General features: G+C 66.3%; 15 protein-coding genes. 10 read left to right on the forward strand and 5 right to left on the reverse strand.

The genetic code is table 11. From position 1 onward, the window contains the following. Positions 1–9 precede the first annotated feature (9 nt). From hisC to gyrA, 4 genes are all read right to left on the reverse strand, one after another. Positions 10–1107, reverse strand: a complete 1098-nt coding sequence (gene hisC / locus RBT54_RS04795; protein ID WP_320364654.1) for a histidinol-phosphate transaminase — start codon at positions 1105–1107, stop codon at positions 10–12. A 59-nt stretch (positions 1108–1166) separates the two neighbouring features. Continuing rightward, complete coding sequence (gene pheA, locus RBT54_RS04800; RefSeq protein WP_320364656.1) at positions 1167–2234, reverse strand: prephenate dehydratase; 1068 nt, start codon at positions 2232–2234, stop codon at positions 1167–1169. A 73-nt stretch (positions 2235–2307) separates the two neighbouring features. Next, the gene (serC, locus tag RBT54_RS04805) at positions 2308–3405 is read right to left on the reverse strand and encodes a 3-phosphoserine/phosphohydroxythreonine transaminase (protein WP_320364658.1); all 1098 of its coding nucleotides are present in this window, start codon (positions 3403–3405) and stop codon (positions 2308–2310) included. After that, entirely contained in the window at positions 3405–6050 is a 2646-nt protein-coding gene (gyrA, locus tag RBT54_RS04810) for a DNA gyrase subunit A (RefSeq protein ID WP_320364660.1), read from the reverse strand. The genes serC and gyrA overlap by 1 nt, the downstream gene beginning before the upstream one ends. Before the next feature lie 225 nt (positions 6051–6275). Between gyrA and grpE the strand changes: the two genes are divergently transcribed. From grpE to dnaJ, 3 genes are all read left to right on the forward strand, one after another. After that, positions 6276–6902 (forward strand): nucleotide exchange factor GrpE, encoded by a 627-nt coding sequence (grpE, locus tag RBT54_RS04815; RefSeq protein WP_320364661.1) that lies wholly within the window; start codon positions 6276–6278, stop codon positions 6900–6902. A 138-nt stretch (positions 6903–7040) separates the two neighbouring features. After that, positions 7041–8975, forward strand: a complete 1935-nt coding sequence (gene dnaK / locus RBT54_RS04820) for a molecular chaperone DnaK (protein ID WP_320364663.1) — start codon at positions 7041–7043, stop codon at positions 8973–8975. Positions 8976–9071: 96 nt separating this feature from the next. Beyond that, a complete protein-coding gene (gene dnaJ, locus RBT54_RS04825; RefSeq protein WP_320364665.1) occupies positions 9072–10205 on the forward strand; it encodes a molecular chaperone DnaJ in 1134 nt (377 codons plus the stop codon). A 151-nt stretch (positions 10206–10356) separates the two neighbouring features. On the opposite strand, the gene cysS is transcribed toward dnaJ, so the two are convergent. After that, the gene (gene cysS / locus RBT54_RS04830) at positions 10357–11742 is read right to left on the reverse strand and encodes a cysteine--tRNA ligase (protein ID WP_320364666.1); all 1386 of its coding nucleotides are present in this window, start codon (positions 11740–11742) and stop codon (positions 10357–10359) included. Positions 11743–11999: 257 nt separating this feature from the next. On the opposite strand from cysS, the gene RBT54_RS04835 reads away from it, so the two are divergent. The 7 genes from RBT54_RS04835 to RBT54_RS04865 all read left to right on the forward strand — a co-directional run bounded on the left by RBT54_RS04835 (position 12000) and on the right by RBT54_RS04865 (position 17700). Further along, a complete protein-coding gene (locus RBT54_RS04835; protein WP_320364668.1) occupies positions 12000–12587 on the forward strand; it encodes a peptidylprolyl isomerase in 588 nt (195 codons plus the stop codon). 73 nt (positions 12588–12660) lie between these two features. Then, a complete protein-coding gene (locus RBT54_RS04840; RefSeq protein WP_320364670.1) occupies positions 12661–13155 on the forward strand; it encodes a peptidylprolyl isomerase in 495 nt (164 codons plus the stop codon). Positions 13156–13223: 68 nt separating this feature from the next. Next, a complete protein-coding gene (locus RBT54_RS04845; RefSeq protein ID WP_320364762.1) occupies positions 13224–13991 on the forward strand; it encodes a UDP-2,3-diacylglucosamine diphosphatase in 768 nt (255 codons plus the stop codon). A gap of 158 nt (positions 13992–14149) precedes the next feature. Beyond that, positions 14150–15319 carry a glycosyl hydrolase gene (locus RBT54_RS04850; RefSeq protein ID WP_320364672.1) on the forward strand — a complete coding sequence of 390 codons (1170 nt, stop codon included), beginning with the start codon at positions 14150–14152 and terminating at the stop codon, positions 15317–15319. 5 nt (positions 15320–15324) lie between these two features. Then, positions 15325–15582 (forward strand): MoaD/ThiS family protein, encoded by a 258-nt coding sequence (locus RBT54_RS04855; protein WP_320364763.1) that lies wholly within the window; start codon positions 15325–15327, stop codon positions 15580–15582. A 151-nt stretch (positions 15583–15733) separates the two neighbouring features. After that, a complete protein-coding gene (locus RBT54_RS04860; protein WP_320364675.1) occupies positions 15734–16144 on the forward strand; it encodes a DUF4332 domain-containing protein in 411 nt (136 codons plus the stop codon). Between the two features lie 110 nt (positions 16145–16254). After that, positions 16255–17700, forward strand: coding sequence for a CNNM domain-containing protein (locus RBT54_RS04865; RefSeq protein WP_320364677.1), 1446 nt, complete (start codon positions 16255–16257; stop codon positions 17698–17700). Positions 17701–17715 lie beyond the last annotated feature (15 nt).

Genomic DNA, 17715 nt, shown 5'->3' on the forward strand with positions numbered 1-17715 from the left:
AGCCTCCGCTCAGGCGAGCGCCTGTTTCAGAGAAGCGATGAAACGGCCGTTCTCCTCCGACAGCCCGATCGACACCCGAAGCCAGTGCGGCATGCCATAGGCACCGATGGGGCGCACGATCACCCCCTGGCGCAGCAGCGCCTGATTGAGGCCGACCGCGTCGCCCGCCTTGAAGGTGACGAAGTTACCCGCCGAAGGGATCCACTCCAGCCCCAGCTCGGCAAAGGCGGCAGTGAGCTGCGCCATCCCGCGGCGGTTGATCTCGGCGCTGCGAGCGATGAACTCTTCATCGCCCAGCGCCGCCTCGGCTGCGGCCAGACCGACCGAAGACACGTTGAAGGGCTGACGCACGCGGTTCATCAGGTCGGCTACTTCCGGGTGGGCAATGCCGTAGCCCACGCGCAGGCCCGCCAGGCCATAGGCCTTGGAGAAGGTGCGCGAGACCAGCAGGTTCGGATAGCGTTCGAGCCATGCGATCGAGTCGTAGCGCTGCTCGGGCGCGAGATACTCGGTGTAGGCCTCGTCAAGCACGACCAGTACATGGCGCGGCACGCTGGCGAGAAAATCCTCCAGTTCCGCCCCGGGCAGGAAGGTACCGGTGGGGTTGTTCGGGTTGGCGATGAAGATCACCCGGGTCTGCGGCTCGATCGCGGCAATCATCGCGTCCAGGTCATGGCCGAAGTTCTTCGCTGCTACCTCGATGCCGCGCGCCCCGCGCGCATTGGTTGCCAGCGGATAGACCGCGAATGCGTGACGCGAGTAGATGGCCGACAGGCCCGGCGCGAGGAAGGCCTGCGCGACGAGCTCGAGAATGTCGTTGGAACCGTTGCCGACGATGAGCTGGTCGGCTCGCACGCCGAACTTGCGGCACAGCGCCGCCTTGAGTGCGAAGGCGCCGCCGTCGGGATAGCGGGCGACGTCCGCAACCGCGGCAACTGCAGCTTCGCGGGCATGGGTGCTCATGCCGAGCGGGTTCTCGTTGGAGGCGAGCTTTACGATGCTCGCCTCGGCGATACCCATCTCGCGAGCCAGTGCGGAGATCGGTTTGCCCGGCTGGTAGGCCATGATCGCGCGGATGTAGTCGGGTGCAAGGCTGGCGATGCTCATGTGTGTCTCCTGCTGTGGCTGCGCAAGCGCAACCAGGGTTCGATCGAGGCAGACTGCGTTCAGATCGCGGCGACGGGGTAGGAGCCGATGATCTTGACGAAGGCCGCGCGTTCGTTGAGTTCCTGAAGCGCAGCCGCGACCTGTGCGTCCTCGCGGTGGCCGTTGATGTCGGCGTAGAAGACGTATTCCCACAGGCCGGAGCGCGCCGGACGCGACTGCAGCTTGGTCAGGTCGACACCGTGACGCGCCAGCGGCTCGAGCAAACCATGGATGGCGCCCGGGCGGTTGGGCGTGGAGAACACCAGCGAGGTGCGGTCCTGGCCGGACTGACCCGCGTCGTGGTCGGCGATGACCAGGAAGCGAGTCGTGTTGTTGGGGTCGTCCTCGATGTTGGGCGCGAGGATGTTGAGGCCGTAGAGCTGCGCCGCCGCCTCGCCGGCGATGGCGCAGGATTCGGGATCCTCGGACGCCATGCGCGCGGCCTCGGCGTTGCTCGCCACCGGGATGCGCGGCAGGTGTGGCAGGTTGCGGTTGAGCCACTCATGGCACTGCGCCAGCGACTGCGCATGCGAGTAGATGCGCCTGGCCGCGCCAATGCCTTCGGCGCGCGACATCAGCTGCTGGTGGATGCGCAGGCGCACCTCGCCGCAGACCTGGAGTGGATTGGCGAGCAGCAGGTCGAGCGTGCCGCCGACCGCGCCCTCGGTGGAATTCTCCACCGGCACCACACCATAGTCGGCGTTGCCGGCCTCGACCGCGCGGAACACGTCGTCAATGGCCGCCATCGGCATGAAGTTGGGCGCCGACCCGAAGTGCTTGCGGCTGGCGCTCTCCGAGAAGGTGCCGGCCGGGCCGAGGTAGGCCACGCGCAAGGGCTGCTCGAGACCGAGGCAGGCCGACATCACCTCGCGGAAGATGGTCTTCACCGCGTCCGCCGACAGCGGGCCGGGGTTGAGTTCGGCCAGTCGGCGCAGCACCTGCGCCTCGCGTTCCGGGCGGTAGTACATGACCCCGCGCTTGATCTCGCCCACGCGCTGCGCGCAGCGCGCCCGCTCGGCAAGGCGGGCGAGAATTTCTTCGTCGATACGGTCGATCTCGTTGCGCAGTTTCAGCAGTTCGTCGCTCATGCTCGGCCCGTGGCCCCTCCGGCTTGCGTCTTGATGTTGTCCCGTCTTTCCGTGCTGCCTGCCCTGCGCAGCCTCAGCCGCGGCGCGCGGCGAAGTCGCGCATGAAGTCGACAAGCGCGGCGACACCCTCGAGCGGCATCGCGTTGTAGATCGACGCGCGCATGCCGCCGACCGACTTGTGGCCCTTCAACTGCACCAGCCCGGCATCCTTCGACTCGGCGAGGAAGGTCTCGTTGAGCGCCTCGTCCTTGAGGAAGAAGGGCACGTTCATGCGCGAGCGACAGGCGCGGTCGACGCGATTTTCGTAGAAATCGCTGCCGTCGAGGAAGTCATACAGCAGCTTCGCCTTGGCCACGTTCTGCGCCTCGATCGCGGCGACACCCCCCAGGCGCTTCAACCACTGGAAGACCAGGCCGGCGATGTAGATCGAATAGGTCGGCGGTGTGTTGTACATCGAGCCGTTGTCGGCCACGGTCTTGAAGTCGAAGGCCGTCGGGCAGTGCGGCATCGCGCGCCCGAGCAGGTCGTCGCGCACGATGACGATGGTCAGGCCTGCCGGGCCGATGTTCTTCTGCGCGCCGCCGAAGATCAGGCCGTACTTCGACACATCGATCGCGCGCGACAGGATGTGCGAGGACATGTCGGCCACCACCGGCACCTCACCGCGGCCGAGCTTTGCCAGATCGGGCTCGAAGGGGTACTCAAGCCCGCCGATGGTCTCGTTGGTGCAGGTGAACACATAGGCCGGATCGGGCGAGATCCGCCACTCATCCATGCCGGGCACGGTCGTGAAGCCGCTGGCTTCGGAGGACGCCGCGATGTTCACCTCGGCATACTTGCGCGCTTCTTTCTGCGACTTCTGCGACCACGAACCGGTGATCACGTAGTCGGCCACGCGCCTGTCGCCCATCAGGTTCATCGGAATGATCGCGTTTTCGGCGATCGCCCCGCCCTGCATGAACAGGATGCGATAGTTGGCCGGCACCGCAAGCAGCGCGCGCAGATCGGCCTCGGCCTGCGTGGCGATGGCGGTGAACTCCTTGCCGCGATGGCTCATCTCCATCACGCCCATGCCCGAACCGTGCCAGTCGAGCATCTCGTCGGCGGCCTGGCGCAGCACTTCCTCGGGCAGCGCCGCGGGGCCGGCGCCGAAGTTCCATACGCGACTCATCAGGCGTCTCCTTCCTCGCCGGCGGCCGGGGCCTCGCCTTCGGCGTCCGCCGCGGCGCTCGGACCCTCCTCCACGCCCTCGCCTTCTGCCTCGAGTCGGATACTGTCGTCGGCGCCGGAATCGGCCACTTTCTCGACGCTGGCGAGGAAAGTGCCGTCATCGAGATTGATCAGGGTCACGCCCTGGGTCGAGCGACCCATCTCGCGGATGCTCTCGACGCTGGTGCGGATCAGCACGCCGCCGGTCGAGATCAGCATGATCTCGTCGGTGGGTTCGACCAGCACCGCCGCGACCAGCTTGCCGTTACGGTCCGAGGTCTGGATTGCGATCATGCCCTTGGTGCCACGGCCATGACGGGTGTATTCCGCGACCGGGGTGCGCTTGCCGTAGCCATTCTCGGTGGCAGTCAGCACCGACTGCTCCTCACCCTTGGCGACCAGCATCGCGATCACCGCCTGGCCGTCTTCGAGCATCATGCCGCGCACGCCGCGCGCCTCGCGGCCCATCGGGCGCACGTCGGTCTCGGCGAAGCGCACCGCCTTGCCGGCATCCGAGAACAGCATCACGTCGGACTGACCATCGGTGATGGCCACGCCGATGAGGTGGTCGCCGTCGTCGAGATTGACCGCGATGATGCCGGCCTTGCGCGGATTGGAGAACGCCGACAGCGCGGTCTTCTTGACCGTACCTTCCGAGGTCGCCATGAACACGAAGTGCTCTTCGTCGAACTCCTTGATCGGGAGCACCGCGGTGATCTTCTCGCCCTCGATGAGCGGGAAGAGGTTCACGATCGGCTTGCCGCGCGAGTTGCGCGTGCCTTCGGGCACCTCGTACACCTTGAGCCAGTAGCAGCGCCCGCGACTCGAGAAGCACAGCACGGTGTCGTGGGTGTTGGCCACGAATAGGCGGTCGATGAAGTCCTCGTCCTTCATCGAGGTCGCCTGCTTGCCCCGGCCGCCACGGCGCTGGGCACGGTAGTCGGCGAGCGGCTGGCGCTTGAAGTAGCCGGTGTGCGACAGGGTCACGACCATGTCTTCCGGCGTGATCAGGTCCTCGATGTTGATCTCGGCGGTGTTCATCACCAGCTCGGAGCGACGCGGGTCGCCGAACTGGTTACGCACCGCGCCGAGCTCGTCGACGATGATCGCGGTGATGCGCTCGGGGCGGGCGAGGATGTCGAGCAGGTCGGTGATGACGTCCATGACCTCGCGGTACTCGCCGACGATCTTGTCCTGCTCGAGCCCGGTCAGGCGCTGCAGGCGCAGTTCCAGAATGGCCTGAGCCTGGGTCTCGGACAGCCGGTAACCTTGCGCCTGCAGGCCGAACTGCGGATCCAGCCCTTCCGGCCGGTAGCTGTCGGCCAGTGCGCGGGTCAGCATCTCTTCGACCAGCGCCGAGCGCCACTCGCGCGCCATCAGCTCGCGCTTGGCGTCGGCCGGCGTGGGCGCGGCCTTGATCAGGGCGATGATCTCGTCGACGTTGGACAGCGCCACCGCCAGACCTTCGAGGATGTGACCGCGATCGCGCGCCTTGCGCAGTTCAAAGATGGTACGGCGGGTGACGACCTCGCGCCGGTGCTCGAGGAAGCACACGAGCATCTGCTTCAGGTTGAGCAGGCGCGGCTTGCCGTCGACCAGCGCCACCATGTTCATGCCGAAGCTGTCCTGCAACTGGGTGTGCTTGAACAGCTTGTTGAGCACTACCTCGGGCATCTCGCCGCGTTTGAGTTCGACGACCAGGCGCATGCCGGACTTGTCGGACTCATCGCGGATCTCGCTGATGCCCTCGATCTTCTTCTCGTTGACCAGCTCGGCCATGCGCTCCTGCAGGGTGCGCTTGTTCACCTGGTAGGGCAGCTCGTCGACGACGATCGCCTGGCGGTCGGTCTTGCCGATCGGCTCGAAGTGGGTGCGCGCACGCATGATCACCCGCCCACGGCCGGTGCGGTAACCCTCGCGCACGCCATGCAGGCCGTAGATCAGGCCGGCGGTCGGAAAGTCCGGCGCCTGCACGATGTCGATCAGCGCCTCGATGTCGGTCTCGGGGTCTTCGAGCAGCTTCAGGCAGGCGTCGATGACTTCGCCGAGGTTGTGCGGCGGGATGTTGGTCGCCATGCCGACCGCGATGCCGCTCGAACCGTTGATCAGCAGGTTCGGGATGCGCGCCGGCATGACCAGCGGCTCTTTCTCGGAGCCGTCGTAGTTCGGGCCGAAATCGACCGTTTCCTTGTCGATGTCGGCCAGCAGTTCGTGGCCGATGCGCGCCATGCGGATTTCGGTGTAACGCATCGCCGCGGCGTTGTCGCCGTCGACCGAGCCGAAGTTGCCCTGGCCATCGACCAGCATGTAGCGCAGCGAAAAGTTCTGCGCCATGCGCACGATGGTGTCGTACACCGCGGTGTCGCCGTGCGGGTGGTACTTACCGATGACGTCACCGACGATACGCGCCGACTTCTTGTAGGCACGGTTCCAGTCGTTGGACAGCTCGTGCATTGCGAACAGCACGCGCCGGTGCACCGGCTTAAGGCCGTCGCGCGCATCGGGGAGTGCGCGGCCCACGATCACGCTCATCGCGTAATCGAGGTAGGAGTGCCGCATCTCCTCTTCGAGGCTGATCGGCAGGGTTTCCTTGGCGAACTGGGTCATGCTTGAAGGCGGGCGAGCCGCGAAAACCAAAACACGCAATGCTACCACGCGACACCGTGTCCTGCCCCCGCTCTACCGGCGACGCCCGCACACCCGCAGCCTCGACGGAGGATGCCCCGACGGACGCAGAATTCCTGCCTCACATTTTTTGCCACGCCCTCTTGAATTCCCCCGGCCCGCCCCCAGCTAGCCGACTGTTTCGGATCAACAGGGAGTAATACGGACATGCAGGACCCGAATCAGGCCAGCCAGAACGCACCCGGACAGGACGCCACCGAAGCCCAGCCAGCGAGCGCACAGCATGCGGCAGAGCTCGGCCTAGCCCCGGGCATGGACGCAGCCGCCGCAGCCGCGGCGGCAGACAACGCGCCGGAAAACGGCATCGACCGCATGCCCAGCCTCGAGGACGCCCTGCGCCAGGCCGAGCTCAAGGCCGCCGAGCACCACGACGCCTGGCTGCGCGCGAAAGCCGAAACCGAGAACATGCGCCGCCGCGCGCAGGAGGACATCGCGAAGGCCTCCAAATTCGCCGCCGAGAAGTTCGCCACCGCGATGCTGCCGGTCAAGGACAGCCTGGAGGCCGCTCTCGCGGTCGAGAACCAGACCGTCGACAAGATCCGCGAAGGCGTGGAGCTGACCCTGCGCCAGCTCGTCTCCGCCTTCGAGGGCGCGAAGCTGGCCGAGGAAAACCCGCTCGGCCAGAAGTTCGACCCCAACAAGCACCAGGCGATCAGCGTGGTCGAGGCCGACGCCGAACCCAACACCGTGGTCACCGTGCTGCAAAAGGGCTATCTGCTCAACGAGCGTGTGATCCGCCCGGCCATGGTGATGGTCGCCAAGGCAAAAGGCTGAGCGCTCACGACCCGGGGCGAAAAATCGACCTCGGCGTTTGCAGCGGCTTGAAACCCGTCCGCCACACCCCATATTCGACTCAGACCGGCGCGCAGCGTGCGTGCCTCCCGAATCCAGTTTCTTGAAGGAATCCTACACATGGGCAAGATCATCGGTATCGACCTCGGCACCACCAACAGCTGCGTCTCCGTGATGGAAGGCGGCAAGCCGAAGGTCATCGAAAACTCCGAAGGCGCGCGCACCACCCCCTCGGTGGTCGCCTACGCCGAAGACGGCGAGATCCTGGTCGGCGCGCCGGCCAAGCGCCAGGCGGTCACCAACGCCAAGAACACCCTGTTCGCGATCAAGCGCCTGATCGGCCGTCGCTTCGAAGAGAAGGAAGTACAGAAGGACATCGCCATGATGCCCTTCACCATCGCCAAGGCCGACAACGGTGACGCCTGGGTGGAAGTGCGCGGCAAGAAGATCGCGCCGCCGCAGGTGTCTGCCGAAATCCTGCGCAAGATGAAGAAGACCGCCGAAGACTACCTCGGCGAGGAAGTGACCGAGGCCGTCATCACTGTCCCGGCCTACTTCAACGACAGCCAGCGCCAGGCCACCAAGGACGCCGGCCGCATCGCCGGCCTCGAGGTCAAGCGCATCATCAACGAACCGACCGCGGCCGCGCTCGCCTTCGGCATGGACAAGAAGCCGGGCGACTCCAAGATCGCGGTGTATGACCTCGGCGGCGGCACCTTCGACATCTCCATCATCGAGATCGCCGACCTCGACGGCGAGCACCAGTTCGAAGTGCTGGCGACCAACGGCGACACCTTCCTCGGCGGCGAGGACTTCGACCAGCGCATCATCGACTACATCGTCACCGAGTTCAAAAAGGAACAGGGCGTCGATCTCAAGAACGACGTGCTCGCGCTGCAGCGCCTGAAGGAAGCGGCCGAGAAGGCCAAGATCGAGCTGTCCTCCGGTCAGCAGACCGAGATCAACCTGCCCTACATCACTGCCGACGCATCGGGTCCGAAGCACCTGGCGATCAAGATCACCCGCGCGAAGTTCGAAGCGCTGGTCGAGGACCTGATCGAGCGTTCGATCGAGCCCTGCCGCATCGCGCTGAAGGACGCGGGCCTCAAGGTCTCGGACATCGACGACGTGATCCTGGTCGGCGGCCAGACCCGCATGCCCAAGGTCATCGACAAGGTGAAGGAGTTCTTCGGCAAGGAACCGCGCCGTGACGTGAACCCGGATGAGGCCGTCGCCGTCGGCGCCTCCATCCAGGGCGGCGTGCTGCAGGGCGAGGTCAAGGACGTGCTGCTGCTCGACGTGACCCCGCTGTCGCTGGGCATCGAGACCCTGGGCGGCGTGATGACCAAGCTGATCCAGAAGAACACCACGATCCCGACCAAGGCCTCGCAGGTGTTCTCGACCGCTGACGACAACCAGTCGGCCGTGACCATCCACGTGCTGCAGGGCGAGCGCGAGATGGCCTCGGGCAACAAGAGCCTGGGCCAGTTCAACCTCTCCGACATCCCGCCGGCGCCGCGCGGCATGCCGCAGATCGAGGTCACCTTCGACATCGACGCCAACGGCATCCTGCACGTGTCGGCCAAGGACAAGGCCACCGGCAAGGAGAACAAGATCAAGATCCAGGCCAACTCGGGCCTGTCGGACGCGGAAGTCGAGCGCATGGTGCGTGACGCCGAGGCGCATGCCGACGAAGACAAGAAGGCGCACGAGCTGGTCGACGCCCGCAACCAGTGCGACGCGCTGATTCACTCGACCCGCAAGGCGCTGACCGAGTATGGCGACAAGCTGTCCGAGGACGAGAAGGCCAGGATCGAGGCCGCGATGAAGGAGGCCGAAGAGGCCATCAAGAGCGGCGACAAGGACAGCATCGAAGCCAAGAGCCAGGCTCTGGCGACGGCAGCGCAGAAGCTCGGTGAGCAGATGTATGCCCAGGCCCAGGCCGAAGGCGGTGCGCAGCCGGGCGCGGGTGCAGGCGGCCAGTCGTCCGGCGGCAAGGCCGAGGACGCCGACGTGGTGGATGCCGAATTCACCGAAGTGAAGGACAAGAAGTAATCGTCACTCTGGCGAATCCTTCGCGGCCGAGCCCCGCCGGAGCCCTGCTCCGGCGCCGGCTCGGCCTTTGCTTGATACCAGACTGAGCGAAGCACCATGTCCAAAAGGGATTACTACGAAGTCCTCGGCGTCAATCGCGACGCCAGCGACGACGAGATCAAGAAGGCCTACCGCAAGCTGGCCATGAAGCACCACCCGGACCGCAATCCGGACAGCAAGGACGCGGAAGAGAAATTCAAGGAGGCCAAGGAGGCCTACGAGATGCTCTCCGACCCGCAGAAGAAGGCCGCCTACGACCGCTACGGCCATGCGGGCGTCGACCCGTCGATGGGGGCTGGCCCCGGCGCGCAGGGCTTCGAGGGCGGCTTTGCCGACGCCTTCGGCGACATCTTCGGCGACCTGTTTGGGGGCGCCGGCGGCGGTCGCGGCGGGCGCTCCAACGTCTATCGCGGCGCCGACCTGCGCTACAACCTCGAGATCACGCTGGAAGAAGCCGCGCGCGGGGCCGAGAAGACCATCCGCATCCCCACGGTCGAGGAATGCGGCACCTGCCACGGCAGCGGCGCCAAGCCCGGCACCCAGCCCAAGCCCTGCCCGACCTGCAACGGCCACGGCCAGGTGCGCGTGCAGCAGGGCTTCTTCTCGATCCAGCAGACCTGCCCGAAGTGCCACGGCAGCGGCAAGATCATCCCAGACCCCTGCCGCGACTGCGGCGGCGCCGGCCGGGTGAAGAAGCAGAAGACGCTCGAGGTGAAGATCCCCGCCGGCATCGACGAGGGCATGCGCCTGCGCCACGCCGGCCACGGCGAACCGGGCGTCAATGGCGGCCCGCCGGGCGACCTCTACGTCGAGATCCACATCCGCAAGCACTCGGTGTTCGAGCGCGACCACGACGACCTGCACTGCGAGATGCCGATCAGCATCACCACCGCGGCGCTCGGCGGCGAGATCGAGATCCCGACGCTAGAGGGCATGGCCCGCCTCAAGATCCCCGCCGAAACGCAAAGCGGCAAGGTGTTCCGCCTGCGCGGCAAGGGCATCAAGAACGTCCGCAGCCATGTGCACGGCGATCTGATGTGCCACGTGGTGGTGGAAACGCCGGTGAGCCTCACCGAGCGCCAGAAGGAGCTGCTGCGCGAGTTCGAAGAAAGCGCCAGCGGCAACGCCGATCGTCACAACCCGAAGGCGAAGGGCTGGATGGACAAGGTGCGCGACTTTTTTGGCAACTGAGCTTCGGCAACTGATCTCGCCTGCCCGTCACGTCAAAACGCCCGCCCTGCGCAATGCGGGGGCGGGCGTTCCTGTTTGAAGCGTCCGGCGTTTGGGTGGCGCCACGCGTGCGCGGGGCATCGACCCGGCCTGGCCGACGATCACGCAGCTCTCAGGCGCGGCGCCAGGTGGTGCCGCCCGCGCCGTCCTCGAGGATCACGCCGGCCTCGAGCAGTTCACTGCGGATGCGGTCGGCGTCGGCGAAATTCTTCGCCTTCTTGGCTGCGGCACGTTCGGCGATCTTCGCTTCGATCGCCGCCGCATCGAGCCCGCCCCCATCCGGCGCGCCGGCCTGCAGGAAGACCTGAGGCTCGCGGCCAAGCAGGCCGAGCACACCACCGAGCGCCTTCAACTGCGCGGCGAGCGCCGGCGAGGCGTTGCGGTTGACCTCGTTGGCCAGTTCGAACAGCACCGCCACCGCCTCGGCGGTGTTGAAATCGTCGTCCATCGCTGCGCGCAAGCGCTGCGCATGGGCCTCGCTCCAGTCCACCGCCGCCTCGCCCTGCACCGGCACGTTCTTCAACGCGGTGTACAGTCGGGTGAGCGCGTTGCGGGCGTCCTCGAGATGCGCGTCGGAGTAGTTCAGCGCGCTGCGGTACTGCGCACGCAGGATGAAAAAGCGCACCACCTCGGGATCGTACTTCTGCAGCACCTCGCGGATGGTGAAGAAGTTGCCGAGCGACTTCGACATCTTCTCGTCGTCGACGCGCACGAAGCCGTTGTGCATCCAGTAATTGACGAAGGCCTGGCCGTGCGCGCCCTCGGACTGGGCGATCTCGTTCTCGTGGTGCGGGAACTGCAGGTCCATGCCGCCGCCGTGGATGTCGAAGTGCTCGCCGAGCAGGTCCGAGCTCATCGCCGAGCACTCGATATGCCAGCCCGGCCGGCCCTCGCCCCACGGCGAAGCCCACTTCACCTCGTCGGGCTCCTCGAGCTTGGCGTGCTTCCACAACACGAAGTCGAGCGGATCGTTCTTGTCCTGCGCCACATCGACGCGCTCGCCGGCACGCAACTCGTCGAGCGACTTGCCCGACAGCTTGCCGTAGCCGTCGAACTTTCGCACCGCGTAGCACACGTCGCGGTTGGCGGCGACGTAGGCCAGCCCCTTTTGCTCGAGGCGCGAGATCAGCGACTGCATCTGCGCCACGTAGTCGGTGGCGCGCGGCTCGTGGTCGGGGCGCAGCACGCCGAGCGCGTCGGCGTCCTCGTGCATCGCTGCGATGAAGCGGTCGGTGAGCTGGCGGATGGTCTCGCCGTTGTCCTGCGCGCGGCGGATGATCTTGTCGTCGATGTCGGTGATGTTGCGCACGTAGGTCACGTCCAGCCCGCTCGCGCGCAGCCAGCGTGCGACCATGTCGAACACCACCATCACGCGCGCATGGCCGAGATGGCAGAAGTCGTACACCGTCATGCCGCAGACGTACATGCGGACCTTGCCGGGTTCGATCGGGGTGAAGGCTTCCTTGGTGCGCGACAGGGTGTTGTAGATGGTGAGCATCGGATGGCGGAAAACGGGAGAAGAAACCACGCCGGCAGCGCGATTGTGAGGGGTGGGGCTTGTTGCTAGAATCTTGAGTCGCTCGGCGGCCTGAAGGCCCGCGACGGCAGGCCGCAAATATAGCACGGTCGGCATGCCCGCCATTTCGTCCGTCCTGCCTGCGGACCGGGGCCGCAAAGCGTGCAAGCTCAACCGAGCATTGCAACCCAGGCACTTCCCCTTCAGCCGAGGCCGTACGGCCTAGCACCGGAGATTCCATGAGAAAGCATCTGATCGCCTTTGCGGCGCTGGCGACCACTGCGCTGAGCGCGCTGGCTGCCAATCCGATGGTCGAACTGAAGACCAACCAAGGCGAGATCGTGGTCGAAGTCTTCGCCGACAAGGCGCCCAAGTCCGCCGAAAACTTCGTCCAGTACGCGAAGGACGGGCATTACGACGGCACCGTCTTCCACCGCGTCATCGACGGCTTCATGGTCCAGGGCGGCGGCTTCGACGCCGAGATGAACCAGAAGAGCACGCGCGCCCCGATCGAGAACGAGGCCAAGAACGGTCTCAAGAACGAACCCGGCACGCTCGCCATGGCCCGCACTGCCGATCCACATTCGGCCTCCGCACAGTTCTTCATCAACCTCGCGCCCAACACCTTCCTCGACTATCCCTCGCGCGACGGCTGGGGCTACGCGGTGTTCGGCAAGGTGGTCAAGGGCATGGACGTGGTCAAGAAGATCGGCAAGGTACCCACCGCCAACCGCGGCTTCCACCAGAACGTGCCGGTCGAGCCGGTGGTCGTGGAAAGCGCGCGCGTGATCGAGTCCGCCCAGCCGGCCAAGAAGGCGCCCAAGTAAGGCCCACCCAGCCCCATTTCCGGGCCGGCAGTCGCACTGCTGGCCGCATCCGATTCATCCAGGAGAACCCCAAATGGCAGTCAAACTGCACACCAACCACGGCGTCATCACCCTCGAACTCGACGCCGAGAAGGCCCCGGTCACCGTCGCCAACTTCCTCGCCTACGTCGAGGCCGGCCATTACAACAACACCGTCTTCCACCGCGTCATCGACGGCTTCATGATCCAGGGCGGCGGCTTCGAGCCCGGCATGAACCAGAAGCCGACCGGCGAGCAGATCAAGAACGAAGCCGACAACGGCCTCAAGAACGAGCGCGGCACCATCGCCATGGCGCGCACCCAGGCCCCGCACTCGGCCACCGCGCAGTTCTTCATCAACATCGCCGACAACGACTTCCTCAATTTCAAGTCCGCCGACCTGCAGGGCTGGGGCTATTGCGTGTTCGGCAAGGTCAGCGACGGCATGGACGTGGTCGATGCGATCCGCAAGGTCAAGACCGGCTCCAGCGGCTTCCATCAGGACGTGCCGAAGGAAGACGTGATCATCGAGCGCGCCGAAGTCGTCTGATCGTGCCTGATCGCACCGCTTCGCCAGACTCGTCCGCCCCGGTCACGCCGGGCGGGCCTGCTGCCGACATGCCGGAAGCCGCGCGCGCGGGGCTTCCGGCGTTGTTCATTTCCGACCTGCACCTGACCGACGACGAGCCGGCCAACGCCGACGCCTTCCTCGCCTTCCTCAACGGCCCGGCGCGCTCGGCGGCGAGCCTCTTCATCCTCGGCGACCTGTTCGAATACTGGGCCGGCGACGACGACCTCGCCACGCCCTTCAACGCCCGCATCGCCGCCGCCATCCGCGCGCTGGCAGATGCCGGCACCGCGGTCTTCTTCATGACCGGCAACCGCGACCTGCTCGCCGGCCCTGCCTTCGCCGACGCCATCGGCGCAACGCTGCTCGACGATCCGGCGCGCGTGCGCTTCGGTGACAGCGCCGATGCGCCGGTGCTCCTGCTCGCGCACGGTGACGCCCTGTGCACCGACGACGTCGCCTACCAGGCCTACCGCCGCCAGGTTCGCGACCCGGCCTGGCAGGCGGGCTTTCTGGCCCAGCCGCTGGCCGCACGCAAGGCCTTCATCGCCAGCCTGCGCCAGAAGAGCGAAGCGGCCAAGGCCGAAAAGGCGATGGAGATCATGGACGTCAACGCCGACGCCGTCGCCGCGCTGTTGCGCGAACACGGCTATCCGACGCTGGTGCACGGCCACACGCATCGACCCGACTGTCACCACCTGCAGCTCGACGGCCGCGACTGCGTGCGCCATGTCCTTGCCGACTGGCACGGCACGGCGCGCTGGCTCGCCTTCGACGGCGCGCGCTTGACGACCGCAGGCTCGCCGACCGCGGCCTGATTTCGCCCCGCAGGCGGGCGAGCGCCCCGTCCGTGCGCGGCACATCCTGCGTTTCTGGTCTATAGAACAGGAAAAGCCGCCGCCGGATTTCCCGACAAGGCGGCCACGGCTGCGCGCCGGCCCGTCGGGAGGCGCCAGCCACCGCACGGAGAGCGCACATGACGACCCCCGACAACGCCGCCTCGGGCACCGAGGCTGCAGGTGCCATCGTAGCGCTGGTGGCGACGCGCAAGGGCGCGTGGCTGTTTCACAGCGACACCAGCCGCCAGCACTGGCGGGTGAACGGCCCGCACCTGCTGGGCCAAATCGTCAACCATCTGGTGCTCGATCCGCGCGACGGACGCACCCTGCTGGCGGCGGCAAAGACGGGGCATCTCGGCCCCACCCTGTTCCGCTCGACCGATCTCGGCACCACGTGGGCCGAGGCCCCGCAGCCGCCAGCCTTCGCGCCCGCACCGGCGGGTGAAGAAGGCCGCGCCGTCGACCACAGCTTCTGGCTCACCCCGGGCCACGCCACCGAGCCCGATTGCTGGCTGGCCGGCACCTCGCCGCAGGGGCTGTTCCGCTCCACCGACGGCGGCCTGCACTGGTCGCCGTTCTCCTGCATCAACGACGATCCGGGCTACCGCAAGTGGATGGGCAGCATTCAGGACGGCACGCCCGACGGTCCCAAGCTGCATTCGATCAACATCGACCCGCGCGATGCGCAACACCTGTACCTCGCGATGTCGGGCGGCGGCGTGCATGAATCGCGAGACGGCGGCAAAAGCTTTACGCCCATCCTCAAGGGCCTCAAGGTGGTCGCGGGCTTCGACGTGGCCGATCCCACCTTCCACGATCCGCATTGCGTGCGCCTCTGCCCGAGCGCGCCTGACCGCCTCTACCAGCAGAACCACTGCGGCGTGTATCGCATTGACCGCCCCGGCGACACCTGGCTGCGGATCGGCCGCAACATCCAGGACGAGGTGGGCGACATCGGCTTTCCGCTCGTGGTCCATCCGCGCGACGCCGACCGTGCGTGGATCTTCCCGATGGATGGCAGCGACGTGTGGCCACGCACCAGTCCCGGCGGTCGCCCCGCGGTTTATGGCACGCGCGACGCCGGCGCGAGCTGGCAGCGCCTCGACGGCGGCCTGCCTGCCGAGCAGGCGTGGTGGACGGTCAAGCGCCAGGCGATGACTGCCGATGCGTGCGATCCGCTCGGGCTTTACTTCGGCACCACCAGCGGTGAGCTCTGGATGAGCGCCGACGAGGGCGCTTCGTGGCGCTGCATCGCACGCCACCTGCCCGAGATCTTCGCGGTGGAGGTCGGCGTCCCGGCGGCGTGATCGACATGAAGGTGCTGATCCCGACCCCGCTGCTGTCCTACACCGGCGCGCGCGAAGTCGAGGCAGAGGGTGAAACGCTGGCGGCCGTGCTGGCCGACCTCGATCGCCGCTATCCGGGCATCCGCTTCCGCGTGGTCGACGAGCAGGGCCGTCTTCGGCGACACATCCGCTTCTTCGCCACGGCGGGCCAGATCTTCGAGGTCGCGCATCCCTTGCGTGCCGGAGACACCCTCGTCATCGTGCAGGCGCTGAGCGGTGGCTGACGTCCCTTCGTGACTGGCAGGGCGAGGATCTCACGCCCCCCCCCTTCCAGCACGGGTTATCATCCTCATACGTGGAATCGATGCGAGATGCCTGCTAGAACGGCGCGTCGCCGCGTTTCCCCATTCCGGAACAGACCCTGGAGGTAGCACGATGGCGAACCACAAGATCGAAGACATCGAAGGCATCGGTGAAGTCATGGGCAAGAAATTCCGCGACGCCGGCGTGAAGGACACCGACGCACTGCTCGCCGCCAGCACCACGCCATCGGCGCGCGCCAAGCTGGCCGAGTCCACCGGCGTTTCTGCCGCTCAGGTGCTGAAGTTCGCGAACATGGCCGACCTCTACCGCATCGGCGGCGTCGGCTCGGAATATGCCCAGTTGCTCGAAGCCGCCGGCGTCGACACCGTCCCCGCCCTCGCCCGCCGCGCACCGGCCAACCTGGCGGCGACGCTCGCCGAGGTCAACGCCGAGAAGAAACTGACCCGGCGCGTGCCGCCCGAGGCGGATGTGACGAAGTGGATTGCGCAGGCCAAGGAACTGCCGCGCGTGCTCGAATATTGAGCAGGGCTTGTCAACGGCAAGGCTTTGCCTTCGAGCATCGGAAGCCAAGCCGTGATGGGCGCCCTCGGTTTCGTTCGATCCCTCCCAGCAACATCAGCGCAAGCGGGGCCATGCTGCACAGCGTGGTCTGCGCCGTCATCGCGATCGGACGTAGGCGCGATTCGATTGCTGTAGCGACGGCGTGCAGCCGGGGGCGCTCGTGTTCCAGTGCGCCACGCCCGGCTGGTTCAGGGCAGCACAGCCGTCCGCAAAGTCTGTCCTCGTTTTCTGTTAATCTCGCGCCTCCGCATCTTCAGCGCCGCTGTTCGCGCGTGCCTTTCATGAACGACCCAGAGTCTCGACCTTACCTTTTTACCCGTTTTCTTTCCGCTGCCGGCCTGCTGATTTTCAGTCCGGCGCTCATGGCCGCGGCCGACACCGAGCTGATTGCTGATCCCTCAAGCAGCGACGTCATCCTGCTCGTCACCTACGTGCTGCTCGCGCTGCTGTTCTCCTTCATGTGTTCGGTGGCCGAGGCGGTCCTGCTCAGCATCACGCCGACCTTCATCGGCGGACTCGAAACCACCGATCCCAAGCGCGCAGCCGCACTGAAGCGGCTCAAGGGCGAGAACATCGACCGCTCGCTGGCCGCCATCCTCACGCTGAACACCATTGCCCACACCGTGGGTGCGATCGGCGCCGGCGCCAAGGCGACGACGGTTTTCGGCAGCGCGTGGTTCGGCCTTTTTTCGGCGGTGATGACGCTGCTGATCCTGTTCCTGTCCGAGATCCTGCCCAAGACCCTGGGCGCCGTGTATTGGCGCAGCCTGACCGGGATCACGGCGCTGTATGTGAATCTTCTGGTCAAGAGCATGTACCCGCTCATCCTGGTGTCCGAAAAGCTCACCAAGCTGATCGCCCGCGGCCAGACGGTGCATGTCTTCAGCCGCGACGAGTTCATCGCGATGGCCAACATCGGCCAGGAAGCGGGACACATCAATGACCGCGAGTCGCGCATCATCCGCAACCTGTTCCGCTTCGGTTCCCTGCGGGCGCAGGACATCATGACGCCGCGCACGGTGATGGTGGCCCTGGCCGAAAACATGAGCATCTCGGATGCCTTGCAAGCCAAGATGAGCACCCCGTTTTCACGTATCCCGACCTACGCGGCCAACCTGGACGCGGTGTCCGGCTTCGTCCTGCGTGAAGATCTGCTTTTTGCGCAGACTCAAGGCACCGGCGACCGGCCACTGACTGCCCTGCGCCGGGAGATCCTGTCGGTCGCAGGAGCCACGCCGCTGTCGACCCTGCTCGAACTGCTGCTCGACAAGCGCCACCACATCGCGATCGTGATTGGTGAATACGGGGAAACGAAGGGCGTCGTCACGCTGGAAGACGTGGTCGAAACCCTGCTCGGAATCGAGATCGTGGACGAAGGCGACAAGGTCGACGACATGCAGCACCTGGCCAGGCAGCTCTGGGCAAAGCGGGCGCGGGCGCTTGGGCTGGAGGTTGAAGCGGCGAGCGAAGCGCCGAGCGCCGACTCACCGACCAGGACCGACGCTCCCGGGCATTGAGTTCCTGCCGCGGCG

This window comes from Thauera sp. (assembly GCF_034003485.1).
Classification (GTDB): Bacteria; Pseudomonadota; Gammaproteobacteria; order Burkholderiales; family Rhodocyclaceae; genus Thauera.

Excerpts from the sequence above, each read along its gene's own strand:
- hisC (WP_320364654.1), bottom strand. The coding sequence starts at position 1,107 with ATGAGCATCGCCAGCCTTGCACCCGACTACATCCGCGCGATCATGGCC.
- pheA (WP_320364656.1), bottom strand. The coding sequence starts at position 2,234 with ATGAGCGACGAACTGCTGAAACTGCGCAACGAGATCGACCGTATCGAC.
- serC (WP_320364658.1), bottom strand. The coding sequence starts at position 3,405 with ATGAGTCGCGTATGGAACTTCGGCGCCGGCCCCGCGGCGCTGCCCGAG.
- gyrA (WP_320364660.1), bottom strand. The coding sequence starts at position 6,050 with ATGACCCAGTTCGCCAAGGAAACCCTGCCGATCAGCCTCGAAGAGGAG.
- grpE (WP_320364661.1), top strand. The coding sequence starts at position 6,276 with ATGCAGGACCCGAATCAGGCCAGCCAGAACGCACCCGGACAGGACGCC.
- dnaK (WP_320364663.1), top strand. The coding sequence starts at position 7,041 with ATGGGCAAGATCATCGGTATCGACCTCGGCACCACCAACAGCTGCGTC.
- dnaJ (WP_320364665.1), top strand. The coding sequence starts at position 9,072 with ATGTCCAAAAGGGATTACTACGAAGTCCTCGGCGTCAATCGCGACGCC.
- cysS (WP_320364666.1), bottom strand. The coding sequence starts at position 11,742 with ATGCTCACCATCTACAACACCCTGTCGCGCACCAAGGAAGCCTTCACC.
- RBT54_RS04835 (WP_320364668.1), top strand. The coding sequence starts at position 12,000 with ATGAGAAAGCATCTGATCGCCTTTGCGGCGCTGGCGACCACTGCGCTG.
- RBT54_RS04840 (WP_320364670.1), top strand. The coding sequence starts at position 12,661 with ATGGCAGTCAAACTGCACACCAACCACGGCGTCATCACCCTCGAACTC.
- RBT54_RS04845 (WP_320364762.1), top strand. The coding sequence starts at position 13,224 with ATGCCGGAAGCCGCGCGCGCGGGGCTTCCGGCGTTGTTCATTTCCGAC.
- RBT54_RS04850 (WP_320364672.1), top strand. The coding sequence starts at position 14,150 with ATGACGACCCCCGACAACGCCGCCTCGGGCACCGAGGCTGCAGGTGCC.
- RBT54_RS04855 (WP_320364763.1), top strand. The coding sequence starts at position 15,325 with ATGAAGGTGCTGATCCCGACCCCGCTGCTGTCCTACACCGGCGCGCGC.
- RBT54_RS04860 (WP_320364675.1), top strand. The coding sequence starts at position 15,734 with ATGGCGAACCACAAGATCGAAGACATCGAAGGCATCGGTGAAGTCATG.
- RBT54_RS04865 (WP_320364677.1), top strand. The coding sequence starts at position 16,255 with ATGCTGCACAGCGTGGTCTGCGCCGTCATCGCGATCGGACGTAGGCGC.